This is a genomic window from Rubrobacter aplysinae (assembly GCF_001029505.1).
Lineage (GTDB): Bacteria > Actinomycetota > Rubrobacteria > Rubrobacterales > Rubrobacteraceae > Rubrobacter_A > Rubrobacter_A aplysinae.
The window spans coordinates 227083-250694 of record NZ_LEKH01000003.1 but is presented as its reverse complement, the minus strand read 5'-3'; the positions used below and the strand labels follow the sequence as shown (position 1 = coordinate 250694).

Below are 23612 nucleotides of genomic sequence, written 5' to 3'. Positions count from 1 at the left end.
GTCTACCTCCTCTCGCCCGTCTCGCCTACCCGCTCGACCACCCGGGAGAGGTCCTCCCTGACCTGCCCGGCGATGGGGTCGAGATCCTCGTTGCCCACCACCGAGAGCATGGCCTGCGGCTCGACGGCGGAGACGTGCACGCGGCCCCCAAGCTCGTACACGACCACGTTGCACGGCAGCAGCGCCCCGAGCTCGGGCTCGGCGTCCAGCCCCTGCTGCGCCAGCGCCGGGTTGCAGGCGCCCAGGATCCTGTACGGCTCGCGCTCCACGCCGAGCTTCTCCCCTAGCTTGGCCGCGACGTCTATCTCGGATAGCACGCCGTAGCCCGCCTCCTGCAAGAGCCCTCGGGCCTCCTCCACTGCGTCCTCGAACGAGAGCGAGGTCTCGGTGGATACGGTGTAGCTCGTCTTCTCGACAGTCATCTCCTACCTCCTGATGGACGAACGATTTACTACTATATTGCAGTGTCATAATATACCCATAGGGGGTATTTGACAAATATGGTGGAGGCCGATGATCGATAGCCAGGTGTCCATCGAGCCTCGACCCGGCCTGTTTCTCCCAGAGCTTCCTTTCACTGCTCATCGCTGTAGGCCACTGCTCTCCTCTGCAAGCCTCACCAATATCTCTACTATACTATATAGTTATGTAGTTGTATAAATGAGGTGGGCTCGCGGCCCTGGGAGGGCTGTGAGCCACGGCGTAAGCATGGCGAAAGGCTCAGATATGGTGAATGTTGTCGGGTTGGTGCTGGCGGTCTTGATCGGGCTCTCACTCGGGTTGCTCGGCGGTGGCGGCTCGATTCTGGCCGTTCCCGTGTTCGTATATGTTCTGGGTTTCGGGGCTAAAGAGGCTATCGCCATGAGCCTGGCGGTGGTTGGGATCACGAGCCTCTTTGGGGCCTACGGGCACTGGCGGGCCGGGAGCGTGGATCTGCGTGTAGCCCTGATCTTCGGGGCGGTGGCGATGGGCGGGACGTATCTTGGAGCGAGGCTCGCGGTCTTCTTCTCCGGTGCGGCCCAGCTCATACTCTTCGCCGGCGTGATGATCGCGGCGGCGGTCTTCATGTTCCGCGACACGGCATCCGGCGCCGCCGACGGGGCCGATGGTGCTGATGACGCCGATGGTGCCGGAGAGTCAGGCTCCTCTAAAGTCTCCAAAGGCATGTCTCTGGGGCTCATCGTGCCCGAGGGGCTAGCGGTGGGCGTGCTAACCGGACTCGTCGGGGTAGGAGGCGGGTTCCTCATAGTGCCCGCGCTAGTCCTGCTGGGCAAGGTGCCGATGAAGGTGGCCGTGGGTACGTCCTTGCTCGTCATCGCGATGAAGTCAGCCGCCGGGTTCGTGGGATATCTGGGGCAGGTCGAGATCCCGTGGGCCTTCATGGGGCTCTTCACCGCGCTCGCCATCGCCGGGAGCTTCGCCGGCGCCTATCTGGTGCGCTTCATCCCGCAGCAGAGCCTCAAGAAGGCTTTCGCGGTCTTCCTGGTGGTTATGGGGGGCTTTATCCTCCTCCAGAACGGAGGCGCCGTGCTCTAGTGGCGGTGAGAGCGGTGCGCGTAGCGGTTGGGTTCCAGTTATTAGACGAAGCCAGGGCATGTTAGAGGAAGTTCAAGAAAGTTCGAGGAAATCCGAGGAAATTCGAGAAGGGAGACCGTCTTATGAGAGACATATCGGAGATAGCACCCGGGTTGGAGTATTCCATGTGTCCTATCGAGGGGGTGGCGACCGCCGGACAGCCTTCGCGGAAGCACCTACAGAGTCTTGCCGGAGCCGGCTACCGGACGGTGCTGGATCTCCGCGCCCCCGAGGAGAACCGTGGTCTCGACGAGCCAGAGGCGGTACGAGAGGCCGGTATGCAATACATCAACCTCCCCGTTACGCCGGATACGCTGCGGGATGAAATCTTCGACCGCTTCCGGCAGATCATGGACGACCCCGCACGCCGTCCCATACTCCTCCACTGCTCCAGCGCAAACCGGGTCGGTGCCCTGCTGCTGCCATACATGATCCTGGAAGAAGAAAAGAGCTACGAAGAGGCCTCCGAGATAGCCTCCAGGGTAGGACTGAGGAGCCACGAACTGGAGCATAAGGCGCTAGAGTATGCGCGGTCGAACGGCGGTTAGCCTTCCCCACTCTCGCCGCCTCGCCTGCTCTCCCTAAATGAGTGCGTGAAGGAGTATCCTCCATGAATCACGGACCTGACAAGGAACCCCACAAGCCCGAGGACCCCGCGGGTCAGCGCTTTCTGCCAAACTCCCGTCTTGGGGAGCTGCTCTGGTTTCGGGGAGACGAGACCGTCGTGGACTATGGGACTGGCGGCGGGATTCTGGCTATCGAAGTAGCCCGCGCACTCGGTGGCGACGTGGCGTACGCCGCCGGAGAAAGCCCGCGGATGGCCGGGCTTCTCAAACGGCGAGTCCGGGATTCGGGTACGGGCAACGCGCGGGAACTGAAGGTCCGGGACGATCAGGCAACCCTACCCGGTGGGGTGCAGACCGGACCCTCGCCGCCAACCTGCTGCAAGAGGAGGTTGGAGAGATCGCCCACGCGGAGACGCCGCGCCTGCTCGCCCCGGTCGTCTCCGCCGTGTTCGCCAACCGGCGCGCCGACATCGAGCGGGATGAGAAAACGCCGGCGGAGACGACCTTCGACCCTTGCCGGGCGCGGGGTGTGCCGAGGAGACGGGTTTCAGATCCGAGCTCATCCCTCCTGAAGAGCTTTCCTATCACTCCGCCTCCGCCGTCTCTGGACGCCTCTTGCCAAATCTTGCCGATCCTGGGCCTACGGAGCGGCAGAGGCAATCGTTACTCCCGGGTCTCCGGGATGGAGGGCTGCTCGTGCGTGCGCCTGAAAGAGGAGAAGACTTCGAGGTCTGCGGCGAGCCGCTCCTCCAGGGAACCGCAGACCGTCTCGCACATCTCGTAGATGGATGCGTCCACGATCCGGTAGTATGCCTGTAGACCCTGCTTGCGGCGGCCGACCACGCCGGCGTCGAGCAGCATACCCAGGTGCTTGGAGACGTTTGCCTGCATCCCGCCCGTACTCTGCATCAACTCGGAGACGGTCTTCTCCCCGTCCATTAGCGCGTAGATCAACTTCAGCCGCATCGGCTCGGAGAAAACCTTGAACCTCTCCGCGAGTATCTCTAGCGCCTCCTCCGGCAAACGCTGCCCCGAACTCATCTTATGTTCCCCGCTAGTCTCCGCCACCCGAATCTACCGCCCTTTCAACATCTCAAAACAACATCTCGAAATCTCAAAACTTCTTGTGCTCAACCCTCGCATCCGGGACGCTCGATACCACGTAGCAACCGGTCAGCGTATATATGATTATACAGCGATGTATATGTCCTCAAGGAGTTTGACATCATTAGCTTGTATATTATTATATCGGCATGTAGTTGATAAAAGTTCTCGCCAAGGAGGTGGGTTGATGACCCAGGGATCAGAGGGTACGGCGGCCGTGGGGCGGACAGACGGCTCGAACGGGCGTCCATCTGGAGGCTCTGGAGACTATCTGTTCGAGCAGTTCCGGGTGCCGCGCGGGTGCCTGGGCTACGTGGTCGCCGACCCGGAGACGAAGCTGGCGGCGCTTATTGACCCGGAGGTGGAGATGGTCGAGCCGATGCTCGACTACCTCTTCGAGCATGGGTTGAGGCCACGTTATCTTATAGACACGCACACTCACGCGGATCACGTCTCCGGCGCGAAGGAGCTGAAGGCCAAGACTACGGCGAAGCTCGTCATGCACGAGAAGGCGCCGGCCTCCGGGGTGGACGTCCGGCTCGAGGACGGCGACAGGCTGGAGCTCGGGGAGCTTACGCTGGAGTTCTTGTACACGCCGGGACATGCCAAGGATCTAATGAGCGTGTTGGTCCCGGGGAGGCTGCTGACCGCGGACGCCATGCTAATAGGCTCCTGTGGCCGTACGGACCTTCTAAACGGCAACGCCACCCAGCAGTACCACACGCTGTACCACACTTTGAGGAGCCTGCCGGACGAGCTCGAAGTCTGGCCCGGACACGACTATAACGGCCGCAGCTATACGACGCTCGGAGATCAGAAGAGGGAGAACGCCAAGCTCGGGTTCGCGAGCAAGGAAGAGTTCGTAGACTACATGGACCGGGATAACCCGCAGAAGCTCAACCCGGTCTACCAGCTCGCGGAGTCCTTGAAGGCGAACATGTCCTAGAAATCCCGGAAAACATAGAAGATAGGCCCATCCGCGACTTTGGGGATGGGTAGCGGGCTGCGCGTACCGGACGCGTGCCGAAAGGCGCGTACCGGAAACACCAGAAACACCAGAACCAACCAAGATACCGTTTGCGAAGAGGAGATAGCTTGGAGAACTTTACCCCTTTCAGCGGGCTCGCCGGCGGGATGCTCATCGGCCTGGCGGCGGCGATACTGCTGTTGATGAACGGCCGGATCAGCGGCGTGAGCGGCATCCTGGGCAGTTTGCTCACGCCCCAGGGCTCCGAAGTTGGCTGGCGCGCGGCCTTCGCCGGCGGCCTGGTGCTCGGTGCGGCGGGTTACCTCATCGCAACGGACGGTAGTGCGGTAGAGATCCAGGCGTCATTGCCGGTCCTGGTGGTGGCGGGGCTCCTCGTGGGTTTCGGCACACGTCTGGGCTCCGGGTGTACCAGCGGCCACGGCGTGTGTGGCATAGCGCGGCTCTCGTGGCGTTCGATCTCCGCCACGGCCGTGTTCTTCGCGGTGGCGAGCCTCACCGTTTTCTTTACACAGCACGTTTTCTGAGTGACTCCGAGAAGGGAGGGGATAGTAATGTTACGGATCTTGGTAGCTTTGATCTCCGGTACCACGTTCGGGCTTGGCCTCGCCTTGTCCGGCATGATGAACCCGGCCAAGGTAATAGGTTTCCTGAACTTCGCCGGTCGGTGGGATCCCACGCTGGCGTTCGTAATGGGCGGGGCGCTCCTGGTCACGGTTCCGGCGTTCTTCTTTATCCTCAAGCGCCCTCGTCCGGTCCTCGCGAGCGGGTTCGCGCTGCCCGCGAAGACCGCCCTGGACGGGCGTCTTCTGGGAGGCGCCGCGGCGTTCGGCCTCGGATGGGGGCTATCCGGTTTCTGTCCGGGCCCGGCGGTGGCGGCGCTCTCGACCGGGCTCACGCCGGTGTTCGCCTTCGTGGTCTCCATGATAGCGGGGATGGCGCTCTACGCCTGGGGCTCTGGACGGCGTGGTAGATATCAGAAGAAGGCCGGTATATTAGACCAGAGAGGCAGGCTCTCCAGAGCCACTTCAAGGTAGGGGAGAGCAGCCAATGACCTCCGTGCTCGATGGAGCACCGCAGCCCTCATCACCGAGCTACAGGAAGCTACTCTCTTTACTCCCCGGCCTTGCCAGTGGCAGCTTTTGGCTCGTGTCTCGTCCTATCACCCATCTACCAGAGCGCGTGATGCAGAGACTCTTTCGTGAGTCCCGCAAAGATTTTTCGCCGGGCATCAGACAAACGCTAAAGTCTTTCCGCCGCCGGGCCGATATATACCCGTCTGCAGGGTGACCGCCGGGGGTGGTCCGGGAGCCGGAGGGGGAAGAGAGTGGAGCGGAGCGCAAAGAGCCTGGTGGTGGTGTTGCTCGCAGTCGGCGTGGCCTCGGTGGTGGCCTTGCTGACCGCACAGAGTGCCGAGAGCAGGCCGTACTCGATGACCGTGGACAACGCCCAGGATAATCGCTTCCAGGCTCCCGGCGCGTGGAGGACCAGCTCCTACAGCAAAGAGCGTTTTGGCAAGAGCTACGCCTACGCCCGCCCCGCAAAGGCTCGCCCGGCCCGCTACAAGGTTAGGATACCCGCCACCGCCCGCTACGCCGTGTACGCCCGCTGGCCCGCCAACCGCGGCTACAACGCCGGGACCGCCTTCGGCGTGCGCACCACGAGCGGCATGCGGTGGAAGCGCGTGGACCAACGCCGGACCGGGGGCCGGTGGGTAAAGCTCGGCGTACACAGGATCGCACGCGGCGACAACAACAAGGTCTTCGTCTCCCGCAACGCTAGGGGGAGAGGGTACGTGATCGCCGACGCCGTTAGAGTGGTACGCGTGACGCCCCGTCAGACCAGCGGCGACTCCGGCACCAATACGCGGCGCACCCGCGGCCCGGACGCCATGCTCGGAGCCCCGAGGTACACCCAGAGAGAAGCCGTGAGATACGCCCGCTCCGTCGGAGCCTCCCGCTACATAATGCGCACCATCCCCATCTACTATGACCTCGCGCCTCGGAGGAACATCGCCCCCGACGTGCTCGTCGCCCAGTCCATCCTGGAGACCGGAAAGGGCCGCTACGGCGGCGACTCAAAGCCCTGGAACATGGCCGGCATAAAGAAGGGCGGTATCGTCGGCGACGAGCCACGGGACTTCGAACGCCCCAGAACCGCCCGCGCCGGGGTCAGGATGCACGTAAACCACATGGCCGCCTACACCGGCAAGAAGCCAATCGGTAAACCCCACGACCGCTTCTACGACGCCCGCGCCGCCCAGAAGAACCGGGGCTGGTGGGTAAAGAGGATCAGCCAGCTCGGTGGCGGAGCCTGGGCCACCGACCCGGCCTACTCGCGCAAGATCCGGTCGATCCTGGACGATATGTAAAGCGAGAAGATCACTGCTGGCCTGCTTACCGCGACCTGCCCTGGGAAGCTGTACAGCAGGTCGGCTACGGACATGCTTCCGATCGCTTTTATAATGTGCCACCAGGAAATGATGAGCAGGCATCGGAGGGAAAACTATGGCTCCAGTCTCTAAAGAGCAAGTTCTTCAAGACACGACCTTTGGAAAGCGGGTAGCCGAGGAAGAAGTAGATGAGCTAGGTAAATACTTTGTTGAGACTGATCAGTGGCGCAGAATATATACAGGAGAAGTAGACATAGTCTACGGTACTAAGGGAGCCGGGAAAAGCGCTATATATGCATTGCTTAATTATCGTGAAGATCGCCTGTTTGACGAGCATGGGGTAATGATCGTACCAGCCGAGAATCCTCGCGGAGCAACGGCTTTTGGTTCTCTCACAGAAGATCCTCCTACGAGCGAGAGGGAACTGCGAGAGTTGTGGAAACTCTACTTATTGTCATTAATCGCAGATCATCTTCGAGACTATGGGATATACAACGATGATGCAAAACAGATCACGAGTGCTTTAGAGGATGCTGGACTTCTGCAAAAACAAGTAACTTTGCGAGCAAGACTACGTTCTGCCTTAGATTACGTGCGAAGCTTGTTCAAAGCAGAGTCGTTGGAAGGGGGACTTCGTATTGATCCAGTTACTGGAACACCAGTAGGGCTTTCCGGGAAGATTATATTTCGTGAACCTAGTGCAGAACATAGAGATTTTGGATTGATTTCAGTTGATGACTTGCTTGAACGAGCAGAGGCGACTCTAAAAGAGAACGATATCAACTTATGGCTACTTCTTGATCGCTTAGATGTAGCTTTCGCAGAAACTGAGGAGCTAGAGCGTAACGCTCTGCGCGCGCTCTTTAGAGTCTACTTAGACCTAATACAGTACAGTCGTATATCGCTTAAAATTTTTCTACGCAGCGATATATGGCAGAGGATTAGAGGAGAAGGATTCCGCGAAGCAAGCCATATAACCAAAAGCACTACGATAAAGTGGGACAAAACTAATCTGCTAAATCTAGTAATTCGCAGACTGCTACATAACACCACGCTCCGAGAAGCATACAACGTAAATTTTGATGAAGTCTTGAGCGATTCACAAAGGCAAGAAGAATTTTTCTATCGTTTGTTTCCTAGACAAGTTGATGTAGGTTCTAGGAATCCAGACACTCTTGGATGGATAATTTCTCGTACAGGAGACCCCATAAACCAGACTGCCCCTCGCGAGTTGATACATTTCTTATCTTCTGCGAGGGAAGAGCAATTGCAGAGATTAGAGACTGGGTTAGAAGAACCTCCAGAAGAAGCGTTGTTTGAGAGAGGTGCTTTGAAAGAAGCTTTGAAGCCGGTTTCTAGAGTTAGATTTGAGCAGACTCTTTGTGCTGAGCATCCTACACTTGAACCTTGGCTAAACCTTTTAGATGGGCAGAAGACTGAACAGACTGTCGAAAGCTTAATGAAAGTTTGGGAGGTTGATAGGACAGAAGCCTCTTCAATGGCCGAAAAACTTGTCGAAATTGGGTTCTTTGAGAAACGTAAAGCTAAAGAAGTTCCTACTTATTGGGTTCCATTCATCTATCGCGATGCTCTAGAGATGGTGCAGGGAGCAGCGTAATAGTCTGTTACTTTCTGCAAACGCCTAAATATCTAGTTCCACATCAGATAGCGGGCTGCCGATGCAGATGAGTCGCCAGCCCTGCTCGGCGTCGTCATCGTCGATGGCGAAGGCCATGTCCTGGTCTATCTCGCCGGAGAGGCACATCTGGGAGCAGGTGACGCAGGTTCCGCTGCGGCAGTCGTAGGGGAGGGTGAGGCCGGCTTCCTCGGCTTTTTCGAGGATGTACTCGTCTTCGGCCACGTCTATGGTGATGCCGCTCTGCTTGAAGGTGACCTTGTGGGTTTGCGCCAACTCGTGCCTCTCTCGCTCCGTTGAAAGAGCCCCGAACCCATCCTGTGGGCCGGGGCTCTGTGGTTTGCCGTTATCGCGGCCGCGTTATAGCTCCTTGGCCTCGAACTCCTCGCCGGGGGCTCCGCAGACCGGGCACTCCTCGGGGGGCTGGACGCCCTCTAGCTCCTCGGTGCAGGTTGGGCAGACCATGGTGACGGTCATGTTCGGGTGCGGGGCCTCGCCGTTCTCGCCCTCGACGGACTGGCCGTGGTCCTTGGCGAGGTCTGCGATGGAGATCTGACCCGTTATAACGTCTTCCATCGTGTCGCGCGCCCCGCTCAGCGAGTCCTCGACGAGCGGGAGGTCTATCTCCTGTACGCCGCGCTCGCGGGCGAGCTTCTCGGTCATGTTGCGGGAGATGTTGCGCATGAAGCCTCTCGGCGCGCGCTCCAGCCGCTCGATGGCGTCGCCGGTCCAGGCGAACTCCTTGGAGCCGCCCTCGGGGACCTGGGCTCCGGCCTTTGCGAACGAGGAGTGGTCTACCGGGCAACTCGCGCCGGTCTCCTGCTCGACCTTCTCCTTGGCGTGGCTTACCGGGCAGGCCGAGCCGGTCGGGGCGGAGCCGTTGCCGTTCGTCTCTTCTACCACTGGCGCACTGCCGTTGCTACCGTTTGTGTCGCGCTGGGGGTAGGCGTGGGCGTCGGTGCTCGTGGGGCCGGATGTCGTCTCGTAGTAGTCGCGGCCGGTCTCCTCGCGGTAGCACTGCTCGACGTACTCGCGGGTGATCGTGGTGTAGCCCTTCTTGAGGGCGCTCTTCTCGACGCGGGCCATGACGCGGCGCTTCTCCTGCCAGGCCTCTAGCGAGTCCAGCAGGCGCTTTGCGTCGTCGGTCCACAGCAGCTCGCGGCCGTCGTAGACGTTCGAGGTCTCCAGGCTCTCGTCGCCCTGGATCTGGGTGATCTCGGCGTCAACCGCGTGGAAGTGGGTCGGGTCCATGCCGCAGACCGGACACTGGGCGGGCATGCCCTTCGCCACGTAGCGGCAGTTATCGCACTCGTAGCGGTCGTGGCCCTGGGCTGCGCGGGATATCTCGTTCTGTACCTCCTCCGATACCCCGACCACATCACCCTCGTACTCGGACTGGCCGTAGCCGCCCGCGCCGTTTGCGAGGAACTCTTCCTTCTCTGACTTGTGACCGTTGCCGTTTGAGCCGTTGCCGTTGGTCCCATTCGCGGCGTTCTTGTTCGCGGTTCGCTCGTCGAAGTCCTGGAACAGGGAGTCTACCGATCCGTCCTCGCCCTCGGCCTCGCGGCGGCGCATCTCGTCGCCGACGGCGCGCATGGAGTCCATAGCACCCGGCGGGAGGATATTCTCGATGACCTCGTCTATGACGCCGCCGGTGATGACCGTGTAGCCCTTCTCCAGCGCGTAGCGCAGCACCGCGCCCGTAGCCATGCCGACCACGAAGCCGGGGATGCGGTCCATCCGCTCCAGGGCCTCCTTGGTCCAGGTCATGTGCTCGGCGGCGGTGTACAGGTCGGGAGCCTGGTACTCGAAGTTGGTAACCATGACGTTTACCGGCAGGTAGCGCATCATGTTCTCGGCGTTCGAGCCCATGTCCATCTCGTCGTCGGAGTGGTAGCCGATGCGGCCCATCACGACCGTCGTGGGCTGCACCTCCTCGACGTACTTGTAGGTCTGCTCGAAGGGCTTGCCGGCGAGGAGAGTGGTCTTGAGATCCACGCCCTCGTCCTCGGCGATCTTGCGGGCGACCTCGAGGTGGGCGGTGTAGATCTTTGCAAGACCCGAGTCGATGATCTCCTCGTGCAGCTTCTCCTGCTCCTTGAAGCGGAAAACCTTCTGCGCCTTGCTCGAAAGCACCCCGGCGATAGAGTGGAACATCGCGTAGTGGAAGTACGGGTCGAACACGCTGATGGCCTCGACCGTGCCACCGAACTCCTTCGCGAGATCTATGGCGTGCTTGAGGCCGCCGAGCGACTTCGGCGAGCCGTCCACGGTGACGACGATGTGGTCGAACGGGTTGCGGTCGAGGTCCTTGACGATCAGGCAGTCCGCGCTCTGCAGCCGGCGGCTGACACGCTCGGTCACGCTACCAAGCACCGTATCCTTGACGGCTGCCATACCCATCGCGCCCATGACGACGAGGTCGTAGTCGCCCTCGTTCACGTCGTCGGCGATGACCTTGAAGTTCTTGCCTTCCAGGGAACGGCGGACGAGCTCGACCTCGTGCTTCTCGCACAGGGGCTCGAGTACGTCTATGTAGGAGTCGGTGATGATCTCGAGGCCCTTGGTGATGAGCTGGTCGTGGATCTTGCGCTGCCGCTTCATCTCGTCCTCGTCGCGGAACTCCTCCGGGAGACCCGACTCCATCTGCCGGAAACGCACGTCGTGCATCTTTGCGGCGTAGGCGTGGCTGCCGGCGACCCTGCCGCCGAACCTGCGCGCAACGTCTACCCCTATGACGCACGCCTGGTTGGAGTAGTCGGAGTTATCTACCGGGACGTAGACCTCTTTGTACATGTAACCCTAACTCCCCTAGCTCGTCGCTATACCGGACAAGACCCGTAGTCTCGACCGCTGGTTTGCTCAAAAACTCGTTTCTACACAAAGGTAATGTAAACGTATATGGCGGGCACGGCAAATAAAGCTTTCACAGTGTGGCCCCATAAATCCCTACAAAACCCCGATACGGGTCTTTTACCCGAATTCATCCGAGCCCAGCCGGGTGTTTGGCGGTCCGGGCTACGGGAGAACATACCTCCGTGGCTCCGATTGCTGGTGTAGGATCGCACTTTCCTTATGGGTCCCGGTAAACAGAGTCGTGGAGGCGGCGTTACTTGAGCTCTTTGAACATAGCCCTGCTCACGGTCGGGATGCTGGTGCTGGTGCTCGGGCTGCTCTCGGAGCCCTTGAAGCGGAGCCTGCTCTCGACGCCGCTCGTGGCGCTCGTTGTGGGGGTCTTGATCGGCCCCGCCGTGACGGGGGCTCTGGACGTGGCCTCGTGGGGTAGCCAGGAGGCTATCCTGGAGCAGGCGGCCCGGCTTACGCTCGGGATCTCGCTCATGGGCATCGCCCTCAGGCTGCCGCGCCGCTACGTGCTGGAGCACTGGCGGCCGCTCGCGTTACTCCTCGGGCCGGTGATGGTCCTGATGTGGCTCGCCAGCGGGCTTCTCGCGTTTTTGTTGCTCGGGCTACCGTTCTGGGCGGCGATGCTCATCGGGGCCGTAGTCACGCCGACCGACCCCGTGATCGCCAGCAGCATCGTTACCGGTGGCGTGGCCGACAGGAACCTGCCGGGCCGCGTCCGGCACCTGCTCTCCGGCGAGTCCGGGGCGAACGACGGTCTGGCCTACCCGCTGGTCTTTATCTCCATCCTGATGCTCCAGCGCCCGGCCGGCGAGGCGCTCGGGGAGTGGGTGCTACAGGTCGTGCTGTGGGAGGTGACCGGCGCGGTCGTTCTCGGTGCGGTTATCGGCTACGGGGCCGGCTGGCTGCTAGAGAAGGCAGAGGCCAGCGGCATGGTCGAGCGGACCTCGTTTCTGGCGTACACCATCGCGCTCTCGGTCGCGGTGCTCGGCGGGGCAAAGCTGCTCGGCACCGACGGGGTGCTCGCGGTGTTCGCCGCCGGGCTGGCCTTTAGCATGGCCGTAGAGGATAGCTACCGCGTGGAGGAGGAGTCCGAGCAGGAGGCCGTCAACTCATTCTTCACGCTGCCGGTGTTCGCGCTGCTCGGGATGTCGCTGCCTTTCGGGGGATGGTGGGATCTCGGCTGGGTCGCCCCCGCGCTGGTCGTCGGCATCCTGCTCCTCCGCCGGCTCCCGGCGCTCGCCGCGCTCTCGCCGCTGGTATCCGGTCTGCGGGACCGCAAGGACGTACTGTTCTTCGGCTGGTTCGGCCCGATAGGCGTCGCCGCCCTTTTCTACGCCACGCTCGCCCTGCGCGAGACCGGCGTCGAGGAGGCGTGGACCGTCGGCAGCCTGCTCATCACCGCCTCCATAGTCGTCCACGGCGTGAGCGCCGCGCCCCTTACCAGGCTCTACGGCAGAAAATCGCGGCAGACCGGGGAGTAGCCCGGTCCGCCGATACAGGTGCGGCTACACCAGCCCGGCGAGGCGGCTTACACCTTCCTCGATCTGGTCCGTCGTAACGGCGCAGAACGGCAGCCGCACGAACCGCTCGCCGCGGGGCGGCTCCCCGTCGTCCGAGTCGGCGAAGAACGACTCGCCGGGCGTGAGGACGAGTCCCTGCTCCTTCGCGCGGCCCACCAGGTTCTGCGTGTTCGCGTCCTCCGGCAGCATCACGCCGACGAAGAACCCGCCGTTGGACGTAAACATCGTCGCGCCCGGAAGCTCCTGCTTCACGGAGGAGGTCATCGCCTCCCAGCGCGGGCGGTACAGCTCCTTGAGGCTCTCGACGTTCGGCGCGAGCATGCCGCGCCCGATGTACTCGGAGACTGCGGCCTGGGTCGGGAGGACGGGCGCGAGGTACGTGTTCTCGGCGAGGCCGGTGAGGTCGTCTATTAGCCCTTTCGAGCCGATCATGAACCCGACCCGCATTCCGGGGCTGAGGAGCTTGCTGAACGAGCTTACCGTGATTACGCGGCCTGCTGAGTCCAGCTCGCGCAAAAGCGGCAGGTCCTCGCCCCGGTACCGGAGCTTACGATACGGGATGTCCTCCAGGATGTAGAAGCCGTACCTCTCCGCCAGCTCCACGACCCTGCGGCGCTTCTCGAGCGAGAGCGTCGCGCCGGTCGGGTTCTGGAAGTCCGGCACGAGGTACAAGAACGCCGGGACCTCGCGCTCCAGCGCCCTCTCCAGCCGTTCGACGTCTATCCCGTCCTCTTCCAGCGGGATGCCGGTTACGCGCGCGCCGTTGCGCCGGAAGGTCAGGATGGAGCGGTCGTAGCTCGGCTGCTCGGTAAAGACCGCATCTTCCTCGTTTACGAGGTGCTTCGAGAGGAGGTCCTGGAGCTGCAACGAGCCGTTGCCGACGAGGACCTCGTCGTCGGAGACGCCGTACTCCTCCGCTAGCTGTTTGCGGAGGGGCGCGTAGCCTCGCTGCTGGCCGTACTGGAGGACGACGCTCGTGTCGTTGCGGACGACGGAGTCGAAGCACTCGCCCAGGTCTTCGGCGGGGAGCGCCTCGGCGGGGGGGACGCCGCGGGTGAACAGTATCTGCTGGCTCTGGGTCTTCTGATCCGTACTCATGCCCGGGATATTCCACCAAGAGCCTCTACTATTCAACCTCCCCGTTCACCCCTGTGTGCACCTCTACACTCCGGGTCCGCTCTTTTACCTCCCGGGGCCCTCGCGGCGGCCGGTCCACGCCTGCCGCGCCGGAGCCGGACGGGGCTCTGTCTAGTAGGAGCGTGGTTAGCGGCATTTTCGGTTACTTCGTTTCTTCATGCCCTCAAGCTCTCCCCGGCCGTCTGCGGCCTACTCCGCCCGGCGATGTCCCGGCTCTCGAGGAAGAACCGGTCGAGGTACAGCTTCAAGCCCACGATGTCCGAGACCCTTCCCCGGTAGGCTATGTGGCCGTCGGGCCGGATGAGGAATAGTTCCGGCCCCCGGAGGCCGTACCTCCGGTGCAGTTGCCTGTTCCCCGAGTCCACCTGATGGACGTGGACCGGAAACTCGTAACGGCCTAGCAGACTCTCTAACTCCTCCCGGGCGGCGTCCAGGTGGGCTCCATCCGGCGTTTCTCCTTCAAAGAGCAGCAGATGATGATCTGTGCCCCGGAGGCTCTCGAAGATGCTCTCGCCGGACTCGGCGCCAGACTCGAAGAAGCCGTAGGGGACGCGTTCGCCGGCTTTGGGTCCTCTAGGTCTTCTGGGTCCTCTACTTGCCGAATCGTTCCGGGAAACGGCCGGGCTCTCGCGGTATTGCGTCCAGAGCTGGGAGACGAACCAGAAAGCTCGGCGGCTCAGAGGCGGTACCGCAGAGACTAGCCGGAAGAGCAGGGGGAGCACGAAGAGCTTGGCTCCTTTTGCGAGCGGGTTCTTCGTGACCTGGAGGGAGAAGCCCCGGTCCGAGCCGTTCAGTATGGCGCGGGCAAAGGGCATCCTCTCGGCCTCGTAGGAGTCGAGGAGTGATTCACGAGCCTCGCCCTTCGTCACGAGCGCCAGCTTCCAGGCCAGGTTGTAGGCGTCGCCGATGCCGGTGTTCATGCCCTGGGCTCCCGCGGGGGAGTGGATGTGGGCCGCGTCCCCGGCGAGGAAGGTATGCCCGACGCGGAACCGCTCGGTCATTCTGCGGTGGATCTTGTACACGCTGCTCCAGTGGGTCGCCGTGACCCTGGTCTGTACGCCGCTATGCCTGTCGAGGAGATCCTGGATGTCCCGGCTCGTAAACGCCTCTTTGCCTTCCAGGTTCTCCGGCACGCCCCCGACGATTCGGAAGCGGTTCTTGCCGGGCATCGGGAAGAAGGCGTAGAAGCCTCCCGATGTTAGATCCAGATACAGCCGGTGCGGATCGAGTTCCCATTCCAGCTCCACGTCCGCCAGAAACAGGGTTTCCTCGTAGGTGCCGCCCTCGAAGCTCAGGCCCAGGGAGTGACGGATCGGGCTGCCCGCCCCGTCCGCGGCGATCACCCAGCCCGCCTCAATGGTCTCCTCCGAGCCGTCGGGCCGACGGACGGCCGCCGTGGCTCCGCCCGGCGTCTGGGTCGCGGAAAGAAGCTCCGTGCCCCACTCGACTCCCCCTCCGGACTCTTCTAGGCCCTGGATCAGGAGCCGCTCGATGCGATTCTGCTCGTAGATGAGGGCGAATGGATAGGGGCTGCGGCCTCCCCGATCATCCTCGAAGAAAGAGAGCTTCCCGACGGGTCTACCCCTCTTGAGCATCTCCGCTGCCCCGATCCTCTGGCCTTCCTCGACCGCCCGATCCGCGAGGCCGAGCTTGTCGAATAGCTCCAGGGTCTTGGCCTGAACCCCCAGCGCCCGGCTCTCCTTTACGGGACCGCTCGTCTTGTCCACGATCCTGAACTCGACCCTGCTTTTCTGGAGCACGTTCGCCGCCGTAAGCCCCGTCGGCCCCGCTCCGACGATAAGTACGTCGGTAGTGGTCATTCTTCGCTCCTCTCCGGCTCTCTCTCGTATGAGATCGCCTTCATGTACAGACCGACTATCTCCTCGATCTTCTCTGGCGCGGGTGGTTCCGGCTCTCCGGGATTGAGCAACCCCCCGGTCAGGGCATAGGTGAGCAGCGGCCCTATAAACATGCGCATCATGACCTCCGGGTCGCCCTGGACCGCCACCCCATTCTCCTGGGAGCGCCGGATCATGTCGCTGCCTGCCCTGATCCCTACCTCGGGGACCGTGGAGCGGAAGACCTCACCGAGCTGCGGGAAGCGGTGGGAGTCGGCGATGATGGTGCGCAGCAAAGCCAGATAGTCCGGGTCCATCATGGTCGCGATCAGCTTTTCCGCCAGACCCGAGAGTGCCTCCCGTAACTCCCCGGAGCTCCCCGGCCGTACACCCTGCACGAAACCGAGTACCCGGGTTCGCGGGTTCTCGACGGTGAGCCCTCGCAGGACGTCCGTGAAAAGCTCTTCCTTGCTCTGGTAATAGGAATACAGGGTACGCTTGGAAACCTGCGCCTCGTCGGAGATCACGTCCATGCTCGCCGCCGCGAAACCTCCTCGCAAGAACACCCTCCTGGCCCCGGCCAGGATCTGACCCCGCTTGGCCTCCGTCCTGCTCTCGACCCCGCCTGCCGGCCTACCCAACTCGATGGTCTCCTTTTATAAACTATACTGTACCGTTTATTTTATCTGGCCGTACGATTGTGTCAACGGTGACGATGCTGTTTTACGGGAGTGGAGGAAAAATGTCGGGAGGAGCCCGGTCCTCTGGATTAGACTTGCGGAATGGGTTACAGGTTCGAGGGTATAGACTTGCGGGAGCATCCGGAGGAGTACCGGGTAGGGCGCGGCGAGCAGGGCGTGTTCCACGCCGAGCCGTACAAGTCGGAGCTTCTGCCTCTGTGGGGCTTCAAGGACGAGGAGACGGCGCGGCGGGCCTCCGAGCGCATCCACGAGCGGTATCTCGGGTATCGGGATGCGGAGGATTTCGTCGGGATGGACGTCGCGCGGAAGTTCTTGCAGATGGGCTATACAAGAGCCAGACGCTACGCGAAGCACGTCGGCGGCAACAAGAGCCGGCCCCGGGAAGAGGAGGGCGCGGAAAAGGCGCGGGCGGCGGAGATCTTCCGGGACAAGTGGGGCGAGGTGACGGCGGACCCGGAGTACGAGCGCCTCAAGGAGCTCCACCTGGAGCGTTACGAGCGCAACGGTTAGCCGGAGTCGGCGTATACGCTCGTATATTGAGGCGGCGGAAGATACAGGATGAGACAGGAGGCTGTTATGAAGAGTGCCGGGTTAGCCGCGGTGTTGAGCGCGCTGATAAACGGTCTGGGTCAGATCTACAACGGCCAGATACTGAAAGGCATCATCATTATAGTGGTGCAGATGATAAACGGCGCGTTGACCGCGATTCTCATCGGCTGGGTGCTGCTGCCGATAGTGTGGGTGTGGGCGGTTTACGACGCGTATCGCGGCGCGGAGAAGATCAACCGGAGCTCCAGTCGCCGCGCCGGCCGGGAGCTCTGGTAGAGGAGACATGGAACGCGGAGACGAACGTAACGAGAGCGACCTGATCCCGCTACAGAGCGCCCTTACCGCGATGGACGAGGCGGCGACTTCGGTGCGGGAGGAGGTGGACCGCGACCGGCTCTCCGAGTCCTCACTCTCGCGACTGGCCACGGTGGAGGCCGAGCTCCGCCGCAGCCGCGTCGCCCTGGAGAAGATCATCCGCGAAGAGTCGGGCTAGAAAGCGGTCCGGCGGCGATGAGGCACGAACGCTTCAAGGCGGCTCATCGCGGGGGACCGCTTGGACCGCACGAGCATCTTCTGCTCGCAACCTGGGCGGCGGACTGCGCCGAGCGAGTGCTGCCGTTGTTCAGCGGGAAGCGTCCGCGGGACGACAGGCCCCGGAGGGCGATCTACACGGCGCGAGCCTGGGTGCGCGGGGAGGCCACCGTTGGCGAGGCACGGGCGGCGAGTGCCGAGGCGCACGGGGCCGCGCGGGATGCTCCTGAAGGTGTGGCGCGAGATGCCGCGCGAGCTACGGGCCACGCCGTGGGGAGCGCCCACATGGCCGATCACGCCCCGGAGGCTGCTACCTACGCCCTGCGAGCCGCCCGAGCGGAGGGGGACGCTGAGGCCGAAGGTGAGCGCGAGTGGCAGATCGAACACCTGCCCGAGGAAATCCGTATGCTCATCGTCGATTCGCCAAACCCGCACTAGCAGCCGGCGTTCACAGTGAGACCGTGCAGGCGTACTCCCGATCCGTGCCCGATCCGTGCCCGATCCGTGCCCGATCTGCTGACGGGATTCCGCCGACGGCTGACCGTTGCGGCTGACCGCTTTTACGCGGCGCAGGGGCCGGTGGAGACGGGGCCGGAGCGGTTATCTGCCTCCTGTAGCCGGCTGTTGACTATGCTCGGCGGGATGCCGTAGCCGGACTCGCCCGAGTCGGCGCGGCTGGCGAAGATGGTCGAGACCACCTCGCCCTCGCCGTTCACCACCGGTCCTCCGGAGTTGCCGGATCGGACGTTTACCCGGAAGCTGGTAACGTCGCGCTCTACTGGCCCCTGGTTGTAGGCGTTGCCCGAGAGTACCCGCCGGGTGTCGCCGGTACGTCCGGGCTGCACGTCGAGCGGCCCGTTCTCGGGGAAGCCTATGACCGCCGCGGACTCGCCGGGGCGCGGGACGGCGGTCCGCAGCGGGGCGGCGTCCAGCCCCTCGACGTGGAGTATCGCTATGTCGTTTCTGCGGTCGAACTCCCGGACCTCGGCGGACAGGCTCGGGCCCGAGCCCGCCACCTGCACGCGGGTGACGCTCTCACCGGCCACGACGTGGGCGTTGGTAACCACGGTCTCCGGGGCGGCGACCCAGCCCGAGCCCCCGACTCCGTAGCCGCAGGCGACCCCGGTCACCCGCACGGTGCTGTCCGCGGCCTGGAGAACCTGGGGGTCGCGGGCGATGCCCGCCGCCGGGTCCGGTACGTTCGCGTGCGGGCCCTGCAGCTCCGGCAGCGGGTCGAACTGGGCGACGGCCTGGGCCACCACCTGAGAGGGCATGCGCTGATTGAGGGTCTGGAGGATCTGGGAGCGTTCTATCGAGGGCTGGAGGGTCGCCAGCGGCGGCAACTGTAGGGCGAAGAGCCCCCCGACCCAGACGAGCACCAGCGAGAGCGCGAGCCCGAGCGCGGCCCCGCCCGCGCCGTCGGCTGCAGAGGTGGTCGGGCCGGTGAGCCGGGCGCGCACGAAGCGTCCGGCCGAGCGCGCCAGCGCGTCCCCGAGCACCGCGAAAGCCAGGATGCAGGCGAGCGTGATCGCGGCCCTGAAAAGCGGGTCCTCCGTCTCCGAGAGCAGCATCGGCGCGAGCCGGGAGCCCAGTATCGCCCCGAGCGCGACCCCGGCGAGCGAGAACGCCCCCGCCAGGAACCCGGTGCGGGCGCCGCGTATCACCAGCAGGACCGCGAACAGGATTATGAACAGGTCGAGCGTATTCAGGTTTAGCGGGATCTGCGGCAACTGGCCCGTGGCTCGCCGGCCTTTCGTCTCGTTCTCCAACGGCCCCCGGCCGGAGTCTACTCCGTCAGCTCCGTTATCCACATCCGTTATATCCGGGGGAGCGAATTCTAACCCCTAAAGTCCTGGCGGCCCACGCCTGGATCGCCACACTTTTGGCCCCGCCTTTATAATTGAACTGTAGGATTGCGCGGAGTCGCGCGGAACTGCAGGACGTGCCGGGCCCGTTTCGCTTGCGGGTGGCCGGATGTGCCTGGAATGTCGGAATGTATCTAATATCGTAGGCCGCGCCGCCGGGGGGTTCGAAAGATCCCCGGGCCGGGCGCCGAGGAGCGTGTTTCAGACGTGTCGAAGGTCTCATCGAGGATCGAAGAGTTTCTGCCGGAGGTAGGAGAGGTGCTGTCCGAGAGAGGGGAGCCCGGCTTCCGGCTCGGACAGGCGTACCGGGCGCTGACTGTCGGGCTGGCGCGGGACTGGGAGGAGGCCACGGACCTCCCAAAGGACCTGCGCGCCGCGCTAAACGAGGAGGCGCCGGCGACCGTGCTCTCGCTAAAGGGCGTGGCCCGGGCCACCGACGGCACCCGCAAGTACCTCTTCGAGACCCACGACGGCCACTCCATAGAGACGGTCATGATCCCGGAAGGGGGCCGTCACACGGTGTGTATCTCCACCCAGATCGGCTGCCCGATGGCCTGCACCTTCTGCGCCACGGGGCTGCTCGGGATCAGCCGCAACCTCAAGCGGCGTGAGATCGCCGAGCAGGTCCTGACCGTCTCCCGCGACATCGCGCCCGAGCGGGTGTCGAACGTCGTGGTCATGGGCATGGGTGAGCCGTTCCTGAACTACAACGAGCTCATAGAGTCGCTGCGGGTCCTGAACGACTCCGGTGGACTTAACCTCGCGGCGCGCTCCATCGCCGTCTCGACCAGCGGGCTGGTGGACAAGATAAGACGCTACACCGACGAGCCCGAGCAGTTTCACCTCGCGATCTCGCTCCACACCCCCTTCGAGGAGGAGCGGAAGAGGATCATGCCCGTCGCCTCCCGCCACTCCATCCCGGAGGTGATGGACGCCGCCCGCTACTTCGTGGACGAGACCCGCCGCAAGCTGTTCTTCGAGTACACGCTGCTCGAAGGGGTGAACGACTCCATGAAGCACGCCACGGCGCTGGCGGAGCTTCTGGATCACCCGCTGTATCATCTGAACCTCTTGCGCTTCAACTGGACGGATACCGGGTACGCCGCGACCTCCCGCGCCGGTGCCCGCGCCTTTCTCGGGCGCGCCAAGGAGCTCGGGCTCTCGGCCACGCTGCGCCCGAGCCGGGGCGAGGACATAGACGCCGCCTGCGGCCAGCTCGCGGCCAAGGGGATGGGGGATCTGGAGCAGGTGGGCCTCGGGGTCGCGCTGTCTCCGGGGGCCTCTGTCGGTTCCGGCGGTTCGGTAGGCTCGGGAGGTTCGGGCGGGGGTTGAAGGACGCGCCCTCCGAGCGGCTAGATCACCGCGCCCGGCTTCTGTGGCGGATCACGGGCGCGGTCCAGACGCTTCTTATCGTGCTGCTCTCCGGTGGTGTTATCGGGGGGCTCTTCTTCGGTGCGGGCGCGCCTTTGTACCTGTGGACGATCCCCGCCGCCCTTACCGCCCTCGCGGTACTTACCCTGGTGGTCGCCATACCGACCCTCAGGTGGCGGCGGTGGCGGTACGAGATCCGGTCGGACGAGGTGGACCTGCAGCGCGGCATCGTGTGGGTGAGCCGGACCCTGGTGCCGCTCGCCCGCATCCAGCACGTGGACACCCGCACGGGGCCGCTGGAGCGCGGGCTCGGGCTCGCGACGGTCGTGTTCTATACGGCGGCCGGCCCGAACCAGATTCCGGAGCTCTCCGCGCCCGTGGCCGGAGAGGTGCGCGACCGCATAGCAGAGCTTGCCCGGGAGCAGGATGAGCTCTGATCCGGAGAGCCACCCGGAGAGGGAGGAGCCCCACGAGGCGGACCCGGATTCCGGCCCGGAGCCCGGCGGTGTATCCGGTGTAGAGAGCGGCGCAGAGGTCTCGGTCGGGCCCTCCCGCCTGCACCCGGCGGCCATGATCATCTCCGCCTTGAGATCCGCCCGTCAGTGGGCCGGGGCCGCCGCGATACCGGGCGTGGCGGCGCTGTTTAGCGGCGGGCTCCGGCCCACCACCCTGTTGCTGGTGATGCTCGGGGTCGCCGTGCTGGTGGTCGGGGCGGGAGCCTGGGGGTTTTTATCCTGGCGCGCCACGACCTACAGCGTCTCGGGCCCGGCCTTCTACCTGCGCCGCGGCGTCTTGCAGAAAAGCGAGCGGACTATACCGCTGGATCACGTCCAGTCCGTGGATACGGTGCGGGGCGTCGTGCAGCGCATCTTCGGCGTCGTGGAGTTGCGGGTGGAGACCGCCGGAGGCGGGGTGGAGGAGTCCGACGCCTCGCTCCCCGCCCTGAGTCGGGCCTCGGCCGCGGAGCTGCGCCGCGCCATAGAGGGTGGAGTCGTAGAGCCCGCCGGGGACGAGGAGAGTGGTCCGCGCGAGATAAGACGTCTCCTCTCCCGGGAGCTCCTTATAGCGGGCGCGACGAGCGGCCAGATCGGGGTCGCCCTCTCCGTCGTCGCGGTCGGCTCCCAGATCTTCGACGAGTTCTTTACCGAGGGTTTTGTCCGGCGGCTGTACGACTCTCTCGCCCCGAGCTCCGTAACGGCCGTGCTCGTCGTGGCGATCGCCATAGGGGTGTTCGCCTGGCTGCTGGCTATAGCGGGCACGGTGCTGGCCTACGCGGGCTTCACCCTCTCCCGCGACGAGGAGTTCCTGTATATCCGGCGCGGCCTGCTGGAGAAGCGGGAGGCTACTATCCCGCTCGCCCGCATCCAGGCCGTGCAGCTGGTGGAAGGCATCCTGCGCCAGCCGCTCGGCCTCGTCATGCTCCGGGTGGAGAGCGCGGGCTACGGCGGCAGCGAGTCCGGCGTCTCGACCACGCTTTTCCCGCTCCTGCCGCGCCGCGCCGCGCCGGATTTCCTGCGGGACGCCGTGCCGGAGTTCTCGGGCGCGCTCACCGCGGCTTCCCTGAAGAGGCCGCCTCCACGCTCCCTGCGCCGCTACGTGTTCCGGGCGCTCGCGCCGGCCGCCGTCCTTCTCGCGTTAGCGCTAACCTCGTTCTACGCCTCCGGGCTCTCCCTACCGGCCTGGTCGTACCCCGCCGCCCTCTTGCTGCTCGCGCTCTCCGCGCTCCTGGGCTGGCTGCGCCACCGGGATGCGGGCTGGAGCTACGCTGCCGGGTGTGTGGTGCTCCGCTCGCGCGCCCTGGCCCGCACCACGGCGCTCGCCCCGCGCCGCAAGCTCCAGTCCCGGAGCTCCGTTTCCAACCCCCTGCAACGCAGGGCGGGTCTCGCCCACCTGCGGGTCCGGGTCGCCTCCGGCTCGGGCGGCGCGGAGTTCGGGGTGCAGGACCTCGAGGACCACGACGCCAGGGAGCTCGTATCCTGGCTTGGTCCCGTCCGGCTCTAACGCCGGAAATATACTCAATATATGTGGTATATTTGCTAAAAAGGATTGGAGGTACGAGTGCCGCAGCTTCACCTTTACGTGCCGGAGGGCACGGCGGAGTCTTTGAAGAGCCGGGCCAGAGAACGGGGTATGTCTGTCTCGGCTTATCTGGCGGAGGTCGTGGCTCGTGAGATCGGCGAAGAGGGTTGGCCCGAAGGGTTTTTCGAGGAGGTGCTCGGAGGCTGGGCCGGCGAGCTAGAGCGGCCTTCACAGGAAGACTACGAGATACGAGAGGCTCTGGGCGGAGAACCGGGATGAGGTATCTGCTGGATACGGATGCCGCCATAGCCCTGATCAAAGGCCGACGAGAGGCTACGCGCTGGTTGGCGGAGCGTGCGCCCTCCTCCGTGGTTCTGAGCGGCGTAACCAAGGCCGAGCTATACTACGGGGCCCGGAAGAGCGAGTGGGTCGAGCACAACTTGGAGGTCTTGCGCAGGTTCTTCAAGCCTTTCGCCAGCCAGCCCTTCGACGATCGCGCCGCCGAGGAGTACGGGGTGATCCGGGCGGATCTCGAAAGAGCTGGAACGCCCATCGGGCCCAACGATCTGCTTATAGCCGCGCTTGCCCGCTCCCGGGATCTTTCGCTCGTGAGCCTTAACGCGCGCGAGTTTGGGCGCGTGGCCGGTCTGCGGGTGGTGGATTTTACGGTTACGGAGGGTTTCTGAATTGCTTGACCGCGCCGCGGCGCCGGCGCCCTCTTAGAGATTCCGCACCTCGCCGACGTACTATGTGAAGGGATCACGCCGAACGGCCGCGTAAGCCGCTCAAGAGCCATGAGCACGCTCGATTTCCTGCTGGCGCCGAGGCTGCCGAAGACCTCGTCTTGCACCAGAAGGTCGAGGCGCGGCGCGGAGTTCGGGGTGCAGGACCTCGAGGACCGCGACGCCGGGGAGCTCGTATCCCGGCTTGGTCCCGCCGCGAACTTCCGGTAGAGTAA

The 23612-nt window shown here is 63.8% G+C and carries 26 protein-coding genes; 18 read left to right on the top strand and 8 right to left on the bottom strand.

The genetic code is table 11. The features are described from left to right. Nucleotides 1-2: 2 nt before the first annotated feature. Nucleotides 3-422: a DUF302 domain-containing protein gene (locus ABD53_RS05125; RefSeq protein WP_047864651.1), complete on the bottom strand. Its 420-nt coding sequence runs from the start codon at nucleotides 420-422 to the stop codon at nucleotides 3-5. Between the two features lie 307 nt (nucleotides 423-729). On the opposite strand from ABD53_RS05125, the gene ABD53_RS05120 reads away from it, so the two are divergent. Together ABD53_RS05120 and ABD53_RS05115 are read left to right on the top strand one after the other, a co-directional pair. Further along, nucleotides 730-1536: a sulfite exporter TauE/SafE family protein gene (locus ABD53_RS05120; protein WP_047864735.1), complete on the top strand. Its 807-nt coding sequence runs from the start codon at nucleotides 730-732 to the stop codon at nucleotides 1534-1536. A 122-nt stretch (nucleotides 1537-1658) separates the two neighbouring features. Beyond that, a complete protein-coding gene (locus ABD53_RS05115; RefSeq protein ID WP_053057701.1) occupies nucleotides 1659-2123 on the top strand; it encodes a fused DSP-PTPase phosphatase/NAD kinase-like protein in 465 nt (154 codons plus the stop codon). 681 nt (nucleotides 2124-2804) lie between these two features. Here ABD53_RS05115 and ABD53_RS05110 read toward each other — a convergent pair. Further along, entirely contained in the window at nucleotides 2805-3182 is a 378-nt protein-coding gene (locus tag ABD53_RS05110) for an ArsR/SmtB family transcription factor (protein WP_047864650.1), read from the bottom strand. 250 nt (nucleotides 3183-3432) lie between these two features. On the opposite strand from ABD53_RS05110, the gene ABD53_RS05105 reads away from it, so the two are divergent. The 5 genes from ABD53_RS05105 (at nucleotide 3433) to ABD53_RS16435 (ending at nucleotide 8240) form a co-directional block, all read left to right on the top strand. After that, nucleotides 3433-4191: an MBL fold metallo-hydrolase gene (locus ABD53_RS05105; RefSeq protein ID WP_053057700.1), complete on the top strand. Its 759-nt coding sequence runs from the start codon at nucleotides 3433-3435 to the stop codon at nucleotides 4189-4191. Between the two features lie 149 nt (nucleotides 4192-4340). Continuing rightward, nucleotides 4341-4757, top strand: a complete 417-nt coding sequence (locus ABD53_RS05100) for a YeeE/YedE family protein (RefSeq protein ID WP_047864649.1) — start codon at nucleotides 4341-4343, stop codon at nucleotides 4755-4757. A gap of 27 nt (nucleotides 4758-4784) precedes the next feature. Next, nucleotides 4785-5267 carry a DUF6691 family protein gene (locus tag ABD53_RS05095; RefSeq protein WP_200900284.1) on the top strand — a complete coding sequence of 161 codons (483 nt, stop codon included), beginning with the start codon at nucleotides 4785-4787 and terminating at the stop codon, nucleotides 5265-5267. 290 nt (nucleotides 5268-5557) lie between these two features. After that, complete coding sequence (locus ABD53_RS15725; protein ID WP_053057699.1) at nucleotides 5558-6601, top strand: golvesin C-terminal-like domain-containing protein; 1044 nt, start codon at nucleotides 5558-5560, stop codon at nucleotides 6599-6601. A gap of 136 nt (nucleotides 6602-6737) precedes the next feature. After that, the gene (locus ABD53_RS16435) at nucleotides 6738-8240 is read left to right on the top strand and encodes a P-loop ATPase, Sll1717 family (protein WP_084709321.1); all 1503 of its coding nucleotides are present in this window, start codon (nucleotides 6738-6740) and stop codon (nucleotides 8238-8240) included. Between the two features lie 24 nt (nucleotides 8241-8264). On the opposite strand, the gene ABD53_RS05085 is transcribed toward ABD53_RS16435, so the two are convergent. Next, nucleotides 8265-8534 (bottom strand): 2Fe-2S iron-sulfur cluster-binding protein, encoded by a 270-nt coding sequence (locus tag ABD53_RS05085; protein ID WP_047864648.1) that lies wholly within the window; start codon nucleotides 8532-8534, stop codon nucleotides 8265-8267. Between the two features lie 84 nt (nucleotides 8535-8618). Further along, the gene (locus ABD53_RS05080; protein ID WP_053057698.1) at nucleotides 8619-11054 is read right to left on the bottom strand and encodes a universal stress protein; all 2436 of its coding nucleotides are present in this window, start codon (nucleotides 11052-11054) and stop codon (nucleotides 8619-8621) included. 317 nt (nucleotides 11055-11371) lie between these two features. Between ABD53_RS05080 and ABD53_RS05075 the strand changes: the two genes are divergently transcribed. After that, nucleotides 11372-12604: a cation:proton antiporter domain-containing protein gene (locus ABD53_RS05075; RefSeq protein ID WP_200900283.1), complete on the top strand. Its 1233-nt coding sequence runs from the start codon at nucleotides 11372-11374 to the stop codon at nucleotides 12602-12604. A gap of 24 nt (nucleotides 12605-12628) precedes the next feature. Here the strand turns inward: ABD53_RS05075 and ABD53_RS05070 are convergent, their stop codons facing one another. From ABD53_RS05070 to ABD53_RS17420, 3 genes are all read right to left on the bottom strand, one after another. Then, entirely contained in the window at nucleotides 12629-13741 is a 1113-nt protein-coding gene (locus tag ABD53_RS05070) for an aminotransferase-like domain-containing protein (protein ID WP_047864647.1), read from the bottom strand. 194 nt (nucleotides 13742-13935) lie between these two features. Beyond that, on the bottom strand, nucleotides 13936-15600 hold the full coding sequence (locus ABD53_RS05065; protein WP_053057697.1) for an FAD-dependent monooxygenase: 1665 nt from the start codon (nucleotides 15598-15600) through the stop codon (nucleotides 13936-13938). Then, nucleotides 15597-16259, bottom strand: coding sequence for a TetR/AcrR family transcriptional regulator (locus ABD53_RS17420; protein ID WP_047864646.1), 663 nt, complete (start codon nucleotides 16257-16259; stop codon nucleotides 15597-15599). The genes ABD53_RS05065 and ABD53_RS17420 overlap by 4 nt, the downstream gene beginning before the upstream one ends. A gap of 141 nt (nucleotides 16260-16400) precedes the next feature. Here ABD53_RS17420 and ABD53_RS05055 point away from each other — a divergent pair, with 141 nt between their 5' ends. Genes ABD53_RS05055 through ABD53_RS05040 form a run of 4 tightly spaced genes read left to right on the top strand, consistent with a single transcriptional unit; the run spans nucleotide 16401 to nucleotide 17837 of the window. Next, nucleotides 16401-16829 (top strand): DUF4385 family protein, encoded by a 429-nt coding sequence (locus ABD53_RS05055; RefSeq protein WP_047864645.1) that lies wholly within the window; start codon nucleotides 16401-16403, stop codon nucleotides 16827-16829. 48 nt (nucleotides 16830-16877) lie between these two features. Then, nucleotides 16878-17144 (top strand): hypothetical protein, encoded by a 267-nt coding sequence (locus ABD53_RS05050; protein WP_047864644.1) that lies wholly within the window; start codon nucleotides 16878-16880, stop codon nucleotides 17142-17144. Between the two features lie 7 nt (nucleotides 17145-17151). Beyond that, a complete protein-coding gene (locus ABD53_RS05045; protein WP_047864643.1) occupies nucleotides 17152-17361 on the top strand; it encodes a hypothetical protein in 210 nt (69 codons plus the stop codon). A 17-nt stretch (nucleotides 17362-17378) separates the two neighbouring features. Further along, nucleotides 17379-17837, top strand: a complete 459-nt coding sequence (locus ABD53_RS05040) for a putative immunity protein (RefSeq protein WP_047864642.1) — start codon at nucleotides 17379-17381, stop codon at nucleotides 17835-17837. Nucleotides 17838-17959: 122 nt separating this feature from the next. Here ABD53_RS05040 and ABD53_RS05035 read toward each other — a convergent pair whose 3' ends face one another. Next, nucleotides 17960-19210, bottom strand: a complete 1251-nt coding sequence (locus ABD53_RS05035) for a MarP family serine protease (RefSeq protein ID WP_084709320.1) — start codon at nucleotides 19208-19210, stop codon at nucleotides 17960-17962. A 261-nt stretch (nucleotides 19211-19471) separates the two neighbouring features. Between ABD53_RS05035 and rlmN the strand changes: the two genes are divergently transcribed. From rlmN to ABD53_RS17195, 6 genes are all read left to right on the top strand, one after another. Next, nucleotides 19472-20596, top strand: coding sequence for a 23S rRNA (adenine(2503)-C(2))-methyltransferase RlmN (rlmN, locus tag ABD53_RS05030; protein ID WP_053057696.1), 1125 nt, complete (start codon nucleotides 19472-19474; stop codon nucleotides 20594-20596). Continuing rightward, complete coding sequence (locus ABD53_RS05025; RefSeq protein ID WP_047864640.1) at nucleotides 20593-21072, top strand: PH domain-containing protein; 480 nt, start codon at nucleotides 20593-20595, stop codon at nucleotides 21070-21072. Before rlmN ends, ABD53_RS05025 begins: the two co-directional genes overlap by 4 nt. After that, on the top strand, nucleotides 21062-22636 hold the full coding sequence (locus ABD53_RS05020) for a PH domain-containing protein (protein WP_047864639.1): 1575 nt from the start codon (nucleotides 21062-21064) through the stop codon (nucleotides 22634-22636). Before ABD53_RS05025 ends, ABD53_RS05020 begins: the two co-directional genes overlap by 11 nt. A 57-nt stretch (nucleotides 22637-22693) precedes the next feature. Beyond that, on the top strand, nucleotides 22694-22933 hold the full coding sequence (locus ABD53_RS05015) for a hypothetical protein (RefSeq protein WP_047864638.1): 240 nt from the start codon (nucleotides 22694-22696) through the stop codon (nucleotides 22931-22933). Next, the gene (locus ABD53_RS05010) at nucleotides 22930-23340 is read left to right on the top strand and encodes a type II toxin-antitoxin system VapC family toxin (RefSeq protein ID WP_047864637.1); all 411 of its coding nucleotides are present in this window, start codon (nucleotides 22930-22932) and stop codon (nucleotides 23338-23340) included. The genes ABD53_RS05015 and ABD53_RS05010 overlap by 4 nt, the downstream gene beginning before the upstream one ends. A gap of 108 nt (nucleotides 23341-23448) precedes the next feature. Further along, nucleotides 23449-23607, top strand: a complete 159-nt coding sequence (locus tag ABD53_RS17195) for a hypothetical protein (RefSeq protein WP_160309631.1) — start codon at nucleotides 23449-23451, stop codon at nucleotides 23605-23607. Nucleotides 23608-23612: the final 5 nt, after the last annotated feature.